The 15,531-nt window shown below is 66.7% G+C and carries 13 protein-coding genes; 10 read left to right on the forward strand and 3 right to left on the reverse strand.

What is annotated here, in order from left to right; genetic code table 11:
* The first annotated feature begins 23 nt into the window (after positions 1-23).
* The 3 genes from K226_RS0117885 to K226_RS19210 all read left to right on the forward strand — a co-directional run bounded on the left by K226_RS0117885 (position 24) and on the right by K226_RS19210 (position 3,810).
* The gene (locus tag K226_RS0117885; protein ID WP_024816094.1) at positions 24-1,295 is read left to right on the forward strand and encodes a patatin-like phospholipase family protein; all 1,272 of its coding nucleotides are present in this window, start codon (positions 24-26) and stop codon (positions 1,293-1,295) included.
* 80 nt (positions 1,296-1,375) lie between these two features.
* Complete coding sequence (gene metG, locus K226_RS0117890) at positions 1,376-3,463, forward strand: methionine--tRNA ligase (protein WP_024816095.1); 2,088 nt, start codon at positions 1,376-1,378, stop codon at positions 3,461-3,463.
* A 14-nt stretch (positions 3,464-3,477) separates the two neighbouring features.
* A complete protein-coding gene (locus K226_RS19210) occupies positions 3,478-3,810 on the forward strand; it encodes a hypothetical protein (protein WP_024816096.1) in 333 nt (110 codons plus the stop codon).
* Here K226_RS19210 and K226_RS0117900 read toward each other — a convergent pair.
* Complete coding sequence (locus K226_RS0117900) at positions 3,795-4,427, reverse strand: YitT family protein (RefSeq protein WP_035242170.1); 633 nt, start codon at positions 4,425-4,427, stop codon at positions 3,795-3,797. The genes K226_RS19210 and K226_RS0117900 overlap by 16 nt on opposite strands.
* A gap of 253 nt (positions 4,428-4,680) precedes the next feature.
* Between K226_RS0117900 and K226_RS0117905 the strand changes: the two genes are divergently transcribed.
* Positions 4,681-6,558, forward strand: coding sequence for a SulP family inorganic anion transporter (locus K226_RS0117905; RefSeq protein ID WP_024816098.1), 1,878 nt, complete (start codon positions 4,681-4,683; stop codon positions 6,556-6,558).
* A 51-nt stretch (positions 6,559-6,609) separates the two neighbouring features.
* Here K226_RS0117905 and K226_RS0117910 read toward each other — a convergent pair whose 3' ends face one another.
* The gene (locus tag K226_RS0117910) at positions 6,610-7,656 is read right to left on the reverse strand and encodes an AraC family transcriptional regulator (protein ID WP_238324291.1); all 1,047 of its coding nucleotides are present in this window, start codon (positions 7,654-7,656) and stop codon (positions 6,610-6,612) included.
* 194 nt (positions 7,657-7,850) lie between these two features.
* On the opposite strand from K226_RS0117910, the gene K226_RS0117915 reads away from it, so the two are divergent.
* The 3 genes from K226_RS0117915 (at position 7,851) to K226_RS0117925 (ending at position 12,120) form a co-directional block, all read left to right on the forward strand.
* A complete protein-coding gene (locus K226_RS0117915) occupies positions 7,851-9,461 on the forward strand; it encodes an FAD-binding protein (RefSeq protein WP_024816100.1) in 1,611 nt (536 codons plus the stop codon).
* A gap of 66 nt (positions 9,462-9,527) precedes the next feature.
* Positions 9,528-10,427: a bile acid:sodium symporter family protein gene (locus tag K226_RS0117920; RefSeq protein WP_024816101.1), complete on the forward strand. Its 900-nt coding sequence runs from the start codon at positions 9,528-9,530 to the stop codon at positions 10,425-10,427.
* 37 nt (positions 10,428-10,464) lie between these two features.
* The gene (locus K226_RS0117925) at positions 10,465-12,120 is read left to right on the forward strand and encodes an acetolactate synthase large subunit (protein ID WP_024816102.1); all 1,656 of its coding nucleotides are present in this window, start codon (positions 10,465-10,467) and stop codon (positions 12,118-12,120) included.
* Between the two features lie 33 nt (positions 12,121-12,153).
* On the opposite strand, the gene K226_RS0117930 is transcribed toward K226_RS0117925, so the two are convergent.
* Positions 12,154-12,666 (reverse strand): hypothetical protein, encoded by a 513-nt coding sequence (locus K226_RS0117930; protein WP_024816103.1) that lies wholly within the window; start codon positions 12,664-12,666, stop codon positions 12,154-12,156.
* 42 nt (positions 12,667-12,708) lie between these two features.
* On the opposite strand from K226_RS0117930, the gene K226_RS0117935 reads away from it, so the two are divergent.
* The 3 genes from K226_RS0117935 to nadB all read left to right on the forward strand — a co-directional run bounded on the left by K226_RS0117935 (position 12,709) and on the right by nadB (position 15,531).
* Positions 12,709-12,915 carry a DUF3460 family protein gene (locus K226_RS0117935; protein ID WP_024816104.1) on the forward strand — a complete coding sequence of 69 codons (207 nt, stop codon included), beginning with the start codon at positions 12,709-12,711 and terminating at the stop codon, positions 12,913-12,915.
* A 63-nt stretch (positions 12,916-12,978) separates the two neighbouring features.
* Positions 12,979-13,824: a ScpA family protein gene (locus K226_RS0117940; protein WP_081739453.1), complete on the forward strand. Its 846-nt coding sequence runs from the start codon at positions 12,979-12,981 to the stop codon at positions 13,822-13,824.
* Between the two features lie 120 nt (positions 13,825-13,944).
* Positions 13,945-15,531 carry an L-aspartate oxidase gene (gene nadB, locus K226_RS0117945; protein WP_024816106.1) on the forward strand — a complete coding sequence of 529 codons (1,587 nt, stop codon included), beginning with the start codon at positions 13,945-13,947 and terminating at the stop codon, positions 15,529-15,531.

A 15,531-nucleotide genomic window follows, 5' to 3' on the forward strand; every position in this document is an offset into this window, starting at 1 on the left:
ACCCAAAAAAGCTGCACCGCGCCATGCCATCGCCCACCCCAGCACGCACGCCAGCGCCCAAGGCTCCCAAACCCCCATCACCCCGCACGGGCCTGCTGCTTACCGGAGGCGGGGCGCGGGCCGCCTACCAGATGGGCGTGCTGGAGGCCATTGCCGACCTGCGCCAGGCGTGCGGCGCGGGTCGCGAGCCCAACCCGTTTCCCATCATCACGGGCACGTCGGCGGGGGCCATCAACGCCGCCGCGCTGGCCTGCGGCGCTGATGATTTCGACCGCACCGTGCGCCGCATCGCCCGCGTATGGCGCCAGTTCCATGCGCACCAGGTGTATGGCGCCGACTCGCTCTCGGTGATGCGCAGCGGTGCGCGCTGGCTCACGCTGGTGTCGCTGGGCTGGGCCCTGGCGCGCTGGCGCCGCCTGCGCCCGCGCTCGCTGCTGGACAACGCGCCGCTCGAAAAACTGCTGGCCAAGATGGTGCCGCTCATGCGCCTGCCCCGGCTGATACAAAAGGGCCATCTCACGGCCCTGGCGGTGACGGCATCGAGCTACAGCTCGGGCGAGCATGTCACCTTTTATGAATCGGCCCAGGCTGTGCAGCCCTGGGTGCGCTCGCAGCGCAAGGCGGCGCGCGACCGCATCACGCACGAGCACCTGCTGGCCTCTTCGGCCATTCCCTTTATGTTTCCGGCCAAGGGCATCACCATCGACGGCCACACCGAATACTTTGGCGACGGCTCCATGCGCCAGTCGGCACCCATCGCTGCGGCCATTCACCTGGGGGCCGAACGCGTGCTGGTGATCGGCGCGGGCCGCATGCACGAGCCCCGCGGCGACAGCGCCGCCCCGCCCTCCCCCAGTTACCCCTCGCTGGCGCAGATTGCCGGGCACGCGCTGTCCAACATCTTTCTGGATGCGCTGTCGGTCGATGTGGAGCGCGTGCAGCGCATCAACCAGACCCTGTCGCTCATTCCTGAAGAAAAGCGCACCCACAGCGCGCTGCGGCCTGTCGAGCTGCTCGTCATCGCCCCCTCGCAGCGGCTCGATGCCATCGCCGCCCGCCATGTGGGCGACCTGCCCGGCCCCGTGCGCACCATGCTGGGCGCCCTGGGCGTCACCTCGAACATGGCCGACGTGCGCGGCGCGGCACTGGCCAGTTACCTGCTGTTCGAACAGGGCTACACCCAGGAGCTGATGGCCCTGGGCCGGGCCGACACCCTGGCCCGGCGCGCCGACGTGTGCCGCTTCTTTGGCTGGAAAGACACCGGCGCCGCGCTGCGCACCCGCCTTCCCACCTGACACGGCGTGAAAGAACCCGCCAGCACCACGGGACTTGAAACGCCTAAAATCGCGGGTTCCGCCTGAGAAAGCCGCTTTTCATGACGTCATCCGCACGCAAACTCTTCGTCACCACCGCCCTGCCCTACGCCAACGGCAACTTCCACATCGGCCACATCATGGAATACATCCAGGCCGATATCTGGGTGCGCACGCAGCGGCTGCTGGGCAACGCGGTGAACTTCGTCGGCGCCGACGACACCCACGGCGCGCCCATCATGATCGCGGCCGAGAAGGCCGGCAAGACGCCGCAGCAGTTCGTGGCCGACATCGCCGCCGGGCGCAAGCAGTACCTCGATGGCTTTCACATCGATTTCGACAACTGGCACAGCACCGACGCGCCCGAGAACCACGAGCTGGCCCAGGACATCTACCGCGGCCTCAAGGCCAACGGCCTGATCGAAACCCGCACCATCGAGCAGTTCTTCGACCCCGAGAAGAACATGTTCCTGCCCGACCGCTTCATCAAGGGCGAGTGCCCCAAGTGCCACGCCAAGGACCAGTACGGCGACAACTGCGAGGTCTGCGGCGCCGTGTACGCGCCTACCGACCTCATCAACCCCTACTCCGCACTCTCGGGCGCCAAGCCGCTGCTCAAAAGCTCGGAGCATTTCTTCTTCAAGCTGTCGGACCCGCGTTGCGTGGCCTTTTTGGAAGACTGGACGCAAAACGGCCGCCTGCAGCCCGAGGTGGCCAACAAGGTGCGCGAATGGTTCACCGTGCGCACCAACCCCGACGGCACGAAGAGTGAGGGCCTGGGCGACTGGGACATCTCGCGCGATGCGCCTTACTTCGGTATCGAAATCCCCGACGCGCCGGGCAAATACTTTTATGTGTGGCTCGACGCCCCCATTGGCTACCTGGCCTCGTTGAAAAACCTGCTGACCAAGCGCGGCGAGGACTACGACGCCTACATGGCCGACCCGGCGCTGGAGCAGTACCACTTCATCGGCAAGGACATCGTCACCTTCCACACTCTGTTCTGGCCCGCCACGCTGAAGTTCAGTGGCCGCAAGGTGCCCGATTCGGTGTTCGTGCACGGCTTCCTCACGGTGAACAACGGCGAGAAGATGAGCAAGAGCCGGGGCACCGGCCTCGATCCGCTCAAGTACCTGGGCCTCTCGATGAACGCCGAGTGGCTGCGCTACTACCTGGCCACCAAGCTCAGCAGCCGCAACGAAGACATCGACTTCAACGCCGATGACTTCATGGCCCGCGTCAACAGCGATTTGATTGGCAAATACATCAACATCGCCAGCCGCGCGGCCGGGTTCATCAGCAAGCGCTTTGGCGGCGCGCTCGGCGAAGTCTCGGCCGACGGCGACGCGCTGCTGGACCACCTGCGCACCGTGGCGCCGTCGGTCATCGAGCTGCTGGCCGAGCGCGAATATGGCAAAGCCCTGCGCGAGACCATGCTGCTGGCCGACCGCGTGAACGCCTATGTAGACCAGAACAAGCCCTGGGAGCTGGCCAAGCAAGACGGCATGGAAGCCCGCCTGCACGACGTGTGCACCACCTGCATCGAAGCCTTCCGCGTGCTCACCATCCTGCTCAAGCCCGTGCTGCCAGCGCTGGCCGCGCAGGTCGAGGCCTTTTTGAAGGTCGAGCCCTTCACCTTCGCCAGCGCGCAGGTGATGCTGGGCCAGGGCCATGTGATCGGCGAATACAAGCACCTGATGCAGCGCGTGGACATCAAGCAGCTTGAAGCATTGTTTGAGCCTCCAGCCCAGTCAGATCAAGCGCAGGCAGCTACTGAAACAGTAGCACCCGGCGGCGAAGAACTGGCCCCCGCCATCACCATCGACGACTTCACCAAGATCGACCTGCGCATCGCGCTGATCGTGAACTGCGAGGCCGTGGAAGGCTCGACCAAGCTGCTGCGCCTGACGCTGGATGTGGGCGAGGGCAAAACCCGCAACGTGTTCAGCGGCATCGCCAGCGCCTACCAACCCGCCGACCTGATTGGCAAGCACACCGTGATGGTGGCCAACCTCGCGCCGCGCAAGATGAAGTTTGGCGTGAGCGAGGGCATGGTACTGGCGGCGAGCCATGGTGACGAGAAGGCGAACCCAGGGATTTTTGTGCTGAACCCCTGGCCCGGTGCAACGCCAGGCATGCGGGTGCGCTGAAAGCGACCCGGCCCATGCGCTGTCTGGCCTGTGCTCTGGCGGGCGCCTTGCTGCTGCCGCAGTTGCTGGCCGGCTGCACGGTGGTGGCGGTGACCGCCACGGCCGTTAGCGTCACGGCCACCGCCGTGGGCTTGGCGGCGGATGCTGCCGTGGGCACTGCCAAGGTGGTGGGCAAGGGCGTGGGAATGGCCGTCGATGCCCTGTCCAGTGACGGGACAGCGGCGGACAGCAGTGGCATCCAGATCAGGGAGTCCATCCGCCCGGCGCCCGCAGAGCAATCCGCACCGCCCGCTCTGCCGGGCACACTGCCCCAGTCCAACCCGCCCACCGCTCACTCTCCGGTATAGCGCCCCGGCCGGTGGCTGATCCACAAAAAGCCGCTCATCACCAGCACCGCCAGCACCGAATACGCCACGCGCTCCACCGGCACGATGAAAAGTGCCAACAACACCACAGTGCCGTCGATCATCATCTGCACCTTGCCTGCACGCATGCCGTAACGGGCTTGCAGGTACAGCGATATCACCGTGGCACCCCCCAGGCTGGAGCGGTGGCGCGCCAAAAACAGGCAGCCCGTGCCCAGCAGCAACCCGCCCAGCAGCGAGGCGAACAGCGGGTTCAGGTAGTCCACATGCATGACGTGCGGGAAGAGCTCCGTCAGCAGTGACAGCAGGGCCACGCAGACAAAAGTCTTGATGGTGAACTCGCGGCCCATGCGCGTCCATGCAAACCAGTAGAACGGCAGGTTGACAACAAAGAAGAGTTTGCCAAACGAGATGCCCGTGACGTAGTGCAGCAAAAACGCCACACCCGCCGTGCCCCCCACCAGCAACCCCGCCTGGTTGAACAGCATGAGTGCCATGGCCACAAACAGGGTGCCGGCAAACAGTGCCTGCGCATCTTCAAACGTGCCGTGGCGCAGGGAGGATGGCGGGGCGGAGGCGTCAGACATGGGTGGATTCATGGGATGGAGGCAAGCAAGCAACGCGCCAGACGGCGGGGCGGCTGACCGCTGCGCCAACCGATCCCGCCGCACGATTTTCGATCATATCGGCCTGCAGCGCTTACCAATCAAGCGCTATAAGCTATTAAAAAAATAGCGACAGGATCGACGGCAGGCGATCGGGGTGCGGCCGCAACGGTTGCACTTTGTCACCGGCTCACTACACTGGCGCACCGGCTTGGGCCTTCGTTCTTTACCCACTCCCTCTCCATCCATGCGTTTCTCGTTTGCCTTCCGCCCCCGTCTGCTGGATGCCCTGCGCGGCTACAGCCGCAACCGCTGGCTCGCCGATGTGGGCGCAGGTGTCACGGTGGGCATCGTCGCGCTGCCGCTGGCCATGGCGTTTGCCATCGCCAGCGGCCTCAAGCCCGAGGCGGGGTTGTGGACGGCCATCATCGGCGGCTTCCTCATTGCGCTGCTGGGCGGCACCAATGTGCAGATTGGCGGGCCGGCCGGGGCGTTCATCGTCATCGTCTACGGCATCGTCGAGCGTTATGGCGTGGCCAACCTGCTGATTTCTACGGCCTGTGCGGGGGTGCTGCTGTTCCTGCTCGGGATGTTCAAGCTGGGCAGCCTGGTGCGCTTCGTGCCGGTGAGCATCGTCATCGGCTTCACCAACGGCATTGCGGTGCTGATCGCGCTGTCGCAGGTGAAGGACTGGCTGGGGCTGTCCATCGACAAGATGCCGGGCAACTTTTTCTCGCAGGTTCATGTGCTGGGCCAGCACATCGGCACGCTGAACCCCTATGCGCTGGGGCTGGGCGGGCTGTGCCTGGGCGGCCTGTTCCTGTGGCCGCGCCTGTTCATGCACGGCTCGCCGGTGCTGCGCATTGCCGAGGGCCACACCGTGCGCTCTTTTGCACGCGTGCCTGCGCCCGTGGTGGCCCTGATCACCCTGACCGCGCTGGCCTATGTGATGGACTACCCAGTGGAGACGATTGGCTCGCGCTTTGGCGGCATTCCGCAGCAGGCGCCAGCGTTTGCGTTGCCCGATTTTTCGTGGGACACCGTGCGCCTGCTGGTCACGCCCACCGTCACCATTGCGCTACTGGGCGCCATCGAGTCGCTGCTGTGTGCGCGCGTAGCCGACCAGCTGGCCACCAACCCGCACCACAAGAAGCACGACCCCAACCAGGAGCTCATGGCCCAGGGCGTTGCCAATTTCATTGTGCCGTTCTTTGGGGGCATGCCCGCTACCGGCACCATTGCGCGCACCGTGACCAACCTGCGCGCGGGCGCCACCAGCCCCATCGCCGGCATCGTGCACGCTGCCACGCTGGCGCTCATCGTGCTGCTGGCCGCGCCGCTGGCCCTGCACATCCCGCTGGCGGTGCTGGCGGGCATCCTGCTTTATGTGGCCTGGAACATGGGCGAGTGGCACGAGTTTGTGCGCCTCAAGCATTTCAGCAACCACTACCGGCTGCTCATGCTGGGCACGTTCTTCCTGACCGTGGTGTTTGACCTCACGGTGGCGGTGGAGGTGGGGCTGGGGCTGGCCTGCGTGCTGTTTGTGCGGCGCATGAGCGCACTGTTCCGCGCCGAGCCCGAGTTGCCCCGCGCCACCACGGCCACGGCCCCGGCCGCTGACCAGGGGGAATTGGCACCAGGAGCCTGTCGGACTTGGAGCGTCGAAAGCGAAAATCGGACCCAGCGAGGACAGTTTTCGCCGGATTTGCAGCCCCATAGCGGGGCTATGGGGCAAAAAGACGGTGAAAAATGGACCGCTGCGGCCGATTTGCAGCCGACGATTTCCACGTCCGACAGGCTCCTAGCGGCAGGCCCCCGCCCCCGCTTGGCCTGGCGCCTGCACGGTGCGCTGTTTTTTGGGGCTGCCGCCAAGATCGACCCCATCGTGCAGGCCGTGGAGGCTGGCCCCGAAGGCCCCGAAGTGGTACTGAACGCGCGCGACCTGTTTGCCCTGGACACGACGGGCCTGGAAGGCCTGGAGCAGATTCTGAAAGCCGTGGGCCAACGCGGCGGCGTGCTGTGCGTGCAGGATGCCCAAGAGCAGCCGCGCTCGCTGATGGAGCGTTCCGGCTTCAACGCCCGGCTGGCAGCGCAGAACGCAGCCCAGCACCGCAAAAGCTCCTAAAAAGAGAGCTGCTTACGCTTATGCAGCAAGCGTTTCAGCCTTTTTTTACTATCAATCGTTGGCACAGGGCGCAGCGTCCCCACTGCCTTGCATGGCACGCGCCTGCCAGTCCCCGGGCGCACACCCTGTCCAGCGCCGAAACGCCCGGTTGAACGCGCTGGCCTCCGAAAACCCCAGCCTGCGCGCGATGACGACGAACGGTTGCGCACCGTCTGCCACGGCCCGGCACGCCAGCGCCCGGCGCGCACTGTCCAGCAAATCCGAATAGTGCACGCCCTCGGCCGTGAGCCGCCGGGCAAACGCCCGCTCGGTCAGGCCGAACTGGCGCGCAGCCTGCGCCCGCTCGGTCACGCCCCTGTCGATGGCACCCGCCAGCCATTGCTCCACGCGCGAGCTCAGGCCCTGGGGCACCGACAACGCCGCCAGCTGGGCCGAGGCGTGGGCGCGGTGCAGGCCGGAGAGCGCCGCATCGGCCTGCGGCAAGGGCGCATCCAGCACGGCATTGGCCAGCAGCAGGCCGTTGAAAGCCTGCTCGAACTCCACCTCGGTCTCGAACACCGCGGCGTAGCCGGGCAGCGGCCCCAGTTGCCGGTGGGTGAACTGCACTCGCAGCGGCTGCACGGCGTGGCCCGAAACCCAGTGGCTGAAGCTCACCGTGGCCGCCAGCACGGCCTCGACCTGGTGCGCACTGAAAGCCAGCTCGCCCTGCTGCGGGTGGTACACCACCCAGCTCTGGTGCTCGCCGGCCAGGATCTGGAAGCGCCCGCCATCGCTGATGAGCCGCTGGTATTGCTGCAACAGGCCGATGGCATTGCGCAGCGTGGACGACGACAGCAAGATGAAACCGACCACATTGAAGCTGCCTGGCCCCACCGTGCGCCCGGCGTTCAGGCCGAAAGCCGGGTCGCCCGTCAGCTCGGCGGCCGCACGCCACAGGCGTGTGATGTCGTCGATGGGCCAGCGCGGCGCGTCCAGGCAACCGCTTGCCAGGCCCGCGCGTGCCAGCAGCCGCCCGCGCGCCAAGCCCTGGCGCTCGGCAGCCGCCACGACGGTATTGACCCAGCTCATCGCAACGCTGGGCGCCAGTAAATGGCTCACGCCCTGTTCATGGGGAACACATGGCTTCAACACCGTCATGCCCGTCGTCGCCCTGAGGAAAGGTCACGATCGGGCTCCAAAGTCAACATGCATGGTCTCCAAGGTCAAGGCTGGAGCGATCATAAAACGCTATCGTCTGGCGCACAAAGAACCTTACAGAGAACCGCACAGGTTCCACAAACAGGAGACAAACCATGGCAGCACAGCACCATGATGTGGTGATCGTTGGCGGCGGGCTGGCCGGCATCGTCACCGCGCTCGAAGCCCTGCGCGCGGGCCAGTCCGTGGCGCTGGTGGACCGCGATGCCCCCGAGCGCCTGGGAGGCCTCGCCCTGTGGGCGTTTGGCGGCATGGCGCTGGTGGGCACGGCGCTGCAGGCACGCATGAAGATCCCCGACTCGCCCGAGGCCGCGCTGCGCGACTGGGTGCGATTTGGCGAGATGGACCCGGCCGACACCTATCCGCAGCAGTGGGCGCGCTACTACGTCGAGCATTCACGCGCCGAGGTGTACGACTGGCTTCTGGGCGAGGGCGTCAAATTCATGCCTGCGGTCAACTGGATCGAGCGCGGGCGGCATGGCGAGGGCAACAGCGTGCCGCGCTACCACATCATCTGGGGCACGGCACGCGAGCTCACGCGCCGCATGATCGCCGCGATGCGCCAGGCCGACACGGGCGGGCGGCTCACCGTGCTGCACCGCCACCGCGCCAGTGCGCTGGATTTGCAGCAAGGCCGCACGTCCGGCGTGCTGGCGGTGAACGAGGACACCGGTGCCGAGGTGCGGCTGACGGCTGCTGTGGTGGTGCTGGCCATGGGCGGCATCAACGGCGGCCACGCGCAGACCCGCGCCAACTGGCCCACCAACCGCCCCCTGCCCGCCACCCTGCTCAATGGCGCACACCCCTTTGCCGACGGAGCGATGCACCACCACGCCGCCGATCGCTGGGGCGCGCAGATAACCCACGCAGGCGAGATGTGGAACTACGCAGCCGGTTTTCCGCACCCTTTTCCGCATTTCGAGGGGCATGGCCTGTCCACCATTCCGTGCAAATCGGCGCTGTGGCTCAACCACCGGGGCGAACGCATCGGACCGGAACCGCTGGTCACCGGTTTCGACACCCACTGGCTGTGCCAGCAAGTGGCCGCGCAAGAGAAGCCCTGGACCTGGCACCTGCTGAACTGGCGCATCGCGGCCAAGGAGTTCGCCATTTCCGGCGCCGAGCACAACCAGCGCATCCGCGACATGCAGTTCCCCGCTTTCCTCAAAGAGACGTTGCTGGGCAACCACCGGCTGGTGAAGCAGATGGCCGCCGAGAGCAAACACTTTTTGGTGGACGACACGCTGGCGGGGCTGGCCGCGAAGATGAACGCGCTGGCTGGCACCAACGACGTGCAGCCCGCCGTGCTGCAGGCCACGGCCGACACCTTTGACGCCAATTTTGCGAACGGCGCCAAGCTGCACAACGACGACCAGATCCGCCGCATCCTGCACGCGCGCCAGTGGGGGCCCGACAAGCTGCGCACCTGCGCGCCCGCGCCGCTGCAAAAGGCAGGCAGCGGGCCGTACATCGCCATCCAGATGCAGCTCATCACGCGCAAGAGCTTGGGCGGCCTGCGCACCGACCTGGCAAGCCGCGTGCTCGACGGCGCCGACCAGCCCATCCCCGGCCTGTACTGCGTGGGCGAGGCGGCGGGCTTTGGCGGCGGCGGCGCAAACGGCAAGCGCTCGCTGGAGGGCACCTTTTTGCCCGGCTGCATTCTCACGGCGCGTGCTGCGGCGCGGCACATCACCACCGGACGCTGAGAAGGTATGAACAAACCCACCATGCCCGCCCATTCCGGATTCATTCACATCTTCTGAGGAGCCATCATGCAAGGCGACATTGTTTCGGGCGTGCTGCTGCCGCTCATCCTGGCCTTCATCATGTTTTCGCTCGGCCTGGGGCTGACGGTGGGCGACTTCCGGCGCATCTTTGCCCAGCCGCGCGCGCTGCTGGTGGGGGTGGTGTGCCACTTCGTGCTGCTGCCGCTGGCGTGCTTTCTGCTCCTCAGTGCCTGGGGCATGACCGGCGTGTTTGCCGTGGGCTTCATGATTTTGGCGGCCTGCCCCACGGGCAGCACCTCCAACCTGCTCACCTACCTGGCGCGCGGCGACGTGGCGCTGGCGCTGAGCTTCACCGCCGTGGCCAGTGTGGCCACCATCTTCACCCTGCCCCTGGTCGTGACTTGGGCGCTGGGCCACTACCTGGGCGCGGCCCGGGCGGTTGACGTGCCCGTGGGGCTAATGATGGGCCAGGTGGCGCTGGTGCTGGGCGTGCCGGTGAGCCTGGGCATGTTCGCGCGCCAGCGCTGGAGTGCCTGGGCACAGCGCTTCGAACCGCGCGCCACGCGCGTGGCCACGGTGCTGTTCGTGCTCATCGTGGTGCTGGCCGTGGCCAAGAACTGGGCGCTGCTGCGCGACAACTTCACCACGCTGGCGCCCTTTGCGCTGATCCTCAACCTCAGCATGCTGTGCGTGGGCTTTGGCGTGGCGTGGGCCGCGCGCCTGTCGCGCAGCCAGTCGGTCACCCTCGGCATTGAAACCGCCGTGCAGAACGCCGCCTTGGCGCTGGTGATTGCCAGCACCGTGCTCCAAGACGACGCCATGGCCATTCCCGGCGCGCTTTATGGCGTGCTCATGTACGCCGGGGGCCTGCTGTTTGCCCTGGCCATGCGCCGCCTGCTGCCCGCCGCCCCAACCACCGCCACGGTTGCCACAACCGCCGTTTGACCCTTTCAAAGAGGAACACCCCATGCCCACCGCCCCCCTGAACGGCGCCCAGGCGCTGATGAAAACACTGGTCGATGCCGGTATTGAAGTCTGCTTCACCAACCCCGGCACCAGCGAGATGCACTTTGTGGCCGCGCTCGACAGCGAACCGAAGATGCGCGCAGTGCTGGCCCTTTTTGAAGGCGTGGCCACGGGTGCCGCCGACGGCTACGCGCGCATGGCCGGCAAACCCGCCGCCACGCTCTTGCACCTGGGCTGCGGCCTGGGCAACGGCCTGGCCAACCTGCACAACGCGCGCAAGGGCAAAGTGCCCGTGGTCAACATCGTGGGCGACCATGCCACCCACCACACGCAGTACGACGCGCAACTGCAGTCCGACATCGAAACCGTGGCACGCAATGTGTCGCCCGGTTTTGTACGCACGTCGCAAAGCACGGCGGCACTCTGCCAGGACGCGGCAGACGCCGTTGCCGCCGCGCGCGGCCTGCCCGGCCAGGTGGCCACACTGATATTGCCCGCCGATGTGTCCTGGGGCGAGGGCGGCGTGCCTTGCCCACCGCCACCGCCGCCGCGCCCCGGGGCGGCCGACGACGCCACCGTCCAGGTCATCGCCCAAGCGCTGCGGGCGGGCGGCAAGGCCGCGCTGCTGCTGGGCGGACAGGCGCTGCGCGAGCCCGGCCTGCGGGCCGCCGCGCGCATCGCCGCGCACAGCGGCGTGAAGGTGTTCGCCGAAGTCTTCCCCACCCGGCTGGAGCGCGGCGCAGGCCTGCCCACCGTGGAGCGCATCGCCTACCTGGCCGAGCTGGCCGGGGTACAGCTTGCCGGCATCGAACACCTGATTCTCGTGGACGCCAAGGCGCCCGTGTCGTTCTTCGCCTACCCGGGCAAGAAGAGCGACCTGGTGCCCGACGGCTGCACCGTGCACCAGCTCTCCACGCCCGCACAAAACGCCGCCGCCAGCCTCGAAAAACTCGCCCAGGCGCTGGGCGCCGCGCAGGCCCAGCCCGCGCTACAGGCCCCCGCACGCCCCGGGCGCCCGCGCGGCAAGCTCACCGCCGAGAAGGTGTGCAAGGCCGTGGGCCACTTGCTGCCCGAGAACGCCATCCTCATCGACGAGGCCATCACCTCGGGGCTGATGCTCGCGCCCTTCACCGCCGGGGCGCCACGCCACGACCTCATCACGCTGACGGGTGGCGCCATCGGCCAGGGCCTGCCCAACGCCGTGGGCGCGTCCATTGCCTGCCCGACACGCCCGGTGCTGGCGCTCATTGGCGACGGCACGGCGATGTACACCATCCAGGCGCTGTGGACCATGGCGCGCGAGAAGCTCAACGTCGTTTCCATCATCTTCAACAACGCCTCGTACTCGGTGCTCAACGTGGAGCTGGAACGCGTGGGCGCCGAAAAAGTGGGCGCCAAGGCCCGGTCGCAGCTGGACCTGAACGGCCCGGTGCTGAACTTCGCCCAGCTCGCCGAGGGCATGGGCGTGCACGGCGTGCGCACCACTACGGCGGAGGAGTTTGTGCGGGCACTGGAGTACGCCCTGGCCACGCCCGGGCCACACCTGATCGAGGCCATGGTGCCGCAGTCGCTCAGCGGCCTCAAGCGCAAGCTGCTGCCCTGGCTGCTGCGCTCGCTGCCCAGCTTGCCTCCGGGGGTGGCGCGGGCACTCAAGCGCAAGATTGCGCCGTGAATGCCCACAAGGCAGCGCACCGGATTTCTGAAATCAGCGCCCGCCCTTGTTCTCTGGCGCGTCCATGTCGGGGCCGATCTGCGTACGCAGCACCGTGGCGCCGTCTTTGGTCACCACGGTAAACACCTTGGGGATGTTGGGCGCCTCGGCAAAGCGCCAGTCGTGGTGCGTTTCGCCGCTGAGGCGGTAGGGCGTGACCTTGGCAGGCTTGCCCAGATTGCGGCGCACCTGCGCCATGTCGGTGCCGGGTGTGATGCGGGCAAAGTTCTCGGGCGTGAGCACCTGGCGCACGGCCACCAGCCGGCCATCGGCACCCACGGTGATCATGTAATTGATCTGCCCGGCGGGCTGGCGGTTGTATTCCAGGGTGCGCGCGCCATCGGCCTCGTCCCAGATGGTTTCGGGGACGCCAAAGCGGTCACGCACGTCGGCCTCGGTGGAAATGCCAGGCTGCAGTTCGCTGATGCGCTGCGCGTCGCATCCGGCCAGGGCGACCAGGCTGAAAGCCGCCGCGGCAAGCGCCAGGGCACGAAAAAGAAAGGGCATGGAAGGCTCCCGGTAAAATCAAGCCAGAGAGGTTATCAGTCCATGTCCATTTTTCGCCGCCCCGACTACAAATCCGATGCCACCCAGTTCATCGACCAGCTCAAGGCGCAAAGGCCCGAGCTGGATGAACAGCAGCGCGCAGGCCGCGCCCTGCTGTGGGACAAGCAGGTAGACCGCAAGATCTGGGGCGACTACCGCGATGCCCAGGTCGCGCAAAAGCCCTACCCCTATCAGACCAACGCTGATTGAACATAAAAATGGCCTCTAGCGCTTTACCATAAAGCGCTAGCAGCTATTTATTCAATAGCACAAATGCGCAGCGCAAGCCCTGCCGAGGCCACTGCGGCTACCCCGGGCACCATGCCCGACGTGGTGGACCAGGTGGCGCTGGCCCGCCTGTATGGCGAGCCGCTGTTTGCGCTGCCGCAAGACCTTTACATCCCGCCCGACGCGCTCGAAGTCTTCCTTGAGGCCTTTGAAGGCCCGCTCGATCTGCTGCTGTACCTGATCCGCAAGCAGAACTTCAACATCCTCGACATCCCCATGGCCGGCCTCACGCGCCAGTATCTGGTGTACGTGGAAGAGATCCGCAGCCGCAACCTGGAGCTGGCCGCCGAATACCTGCTGATGGCGGCGATGCTCATCGAGATCAAGTCGCGCATGTTGCTGCCCCCCAAAAAGCAGGAGGGAGCCGACGAGGCCGAAGACCCGCGCGCCGAGCTGGTGCGCCGCCTGCTCGAATACGAGCAGATGAAGATGGCCGCCATGCGCCTCGGGCAACTGCCGCAATATGGGCGCGACTTTGTGAAGGCGCAGGTGTACATCGAGCAAAGCCTGCAGCCGCGGTTTCCGGATGTGCATGTGGTCGATCTGCAAGACGCCTGGCGCGACATCCTGAAGCGCGCCCGGCTGGTGCAGCACCACAAGATCACCCGCGAGGAACTGAGCGTGCGCGAATACATGAGCATGGTGCTCAAAACGCTGCAGGGGCGCCGCTTTGTCGAGTTTGAAGAACTGTTCGATCCCGCCAACGGCAGCACCGTGCTGGTGGTGACCTTCATCGCGCTGCTCGAGCTGGCCAAGGAAACGCTGATCGAGATCACCCAGGCCGAGGCCTTCGCCCCCATTTACGTCCGGCTGGCCTATACACCTGCATGACCCCCCTGAGCCGCTTCGCGTCTTCCCCCAAGGGGGACGTCACCCGTGGCCTGGCAAAGCCCGTTCCACGGTGGCACTGGCGTAGTGCAGCGCCCGTTTCGCACGCCACGAGAAACCACCATGCAATCCCACGACTTTGACGTACTCATCGTAGGCAGCGGCCTCGCCGGTCTCTCGGCCGCCCTGCACCTGGCGCCCACGCACCGCGTGGCTGTCATCACCAAACGCCAGCTGCAGGACGGTGCAAGCGCCTGGGCGCAGGGTGGCATTGCCGCCGTGCTGGCCGACGATGACAGCTTTGCCGCGCACATCGAAGACACCCTGGTGGCCGGTGCCGGCCTGTGCGACCTGGCCGCCACGCGCTTCGTGGTGGAAAACGCGCCTGAGGCCATCGCGTGGCTGCGCCAGCTGGGTGTGCCTTTTTCGATGGAGGGCGACCAGCTGCACCTCACGCGCGAAGGCGGCCACAGCGCACGCCGCATCGCCCATGTGACCGACGCCACCGGTGCCGCCGTGCAGCGCACGCTGATCGACGTGGTGCGCGCCACGCCAGGCATCACGGTGTTCGAGCAACACACGCTGGTGGACGTGATCACCAGCCACAAGCTGGGCCTGGCGGGCCCGCAGCAGTGCCTGGGCCTGTATGCGCTGGATGGCGCCACCGATGAGGTGGTGACCTTCCGCGCGCCGCAAACCATTCTGGCCACGGGCGGCGCGGGCAAGGTCTACCTCTACACCACCAACCCCGACACCGCCACCGGCGACGGCATTGCCGCCGCCTGGCGCGCCGGTTGCCGCGTGGGCAACATGGAGTTCATCCAGTTTCACCCCACGGGGCTGTACCACCCGCACGCCAAGTCGTTCCTCATCAGCGAGGCGGTGCGCGGCGAGGGTGGCAAGCTGCTGCTGCCCGACGGCACGCGCTTCATGCCGCAGCACGACGAGCGCGCCGAACTGGCACCGCGCGACGTGGTGGCCCGCGCCATCGACTACGAAATGAAGCGCCACGGCCTCGACTGCGTGCATCTGGACATCTCGCACCAGAGCCCCGAATTTCTGCACGAGCACTTTCCCAACATCCTGGCGCACTGCGCGTCGCTGGGCATCGACATCACCAAAGAGCCCATCCCCGTGGTGCCCACGGCGCACTTCACCTGCGGCGGCGTGCTGACCGACCTGGCCGGCCGCACCGACCTGCCCGGCCTGTTTGCCGTGGGCGAGGTGGCCTGCACCGGCCTGCACGGCGCCAACCGCCTGGCCAGCAACTCGCTGCTTGAATGCATGGTGTTTGCCCGCGCCGCCGCGCACGCCATTGCGGCCACGCCGTGCACGCCCGTGCCCGAGCTGCCGGGCTGGGACGACAGCCGCGTGCAGGACGCCGACGAGTCGGTGGTCATCTCGCACAACTGGGACGAGCTGCGCCGCTTCATGTGGGATTACGTGGGCATCGTGCGCACCAACAAGCGCCTGGAGCGCGCGGCCCACCGCATCGCCCTGCTGCAAGCCGAGATCCAGGAGTTCTACGCCCACTTTCACATCACGCGCGACCTGCTGGAGCTGCGCAACCTGGTGCAGGTGGCCGACCTCATCATCAAGAGCGCGCAAATGCGCCGCGAAAGCCGCGGCCTGCACTACAGCCGCGACTACCCTGCGCTTGCGGCGCCCGCCGCGCCCACCATCCTGGTTCCGCCCATTGCGCGCCACTGA

The sequence above is a fragment of the Acidovorax sp. JHL-3 genome, assembly GCF_000526295.1.
GTDB classification, from domain to species: domain Bacteria; phylum Pseudomonadota; class Gammaproteobacteria; order Burkholderiales; family Burkholderiaceae_C; genus Acidovorax; species Acidovorax defluvii.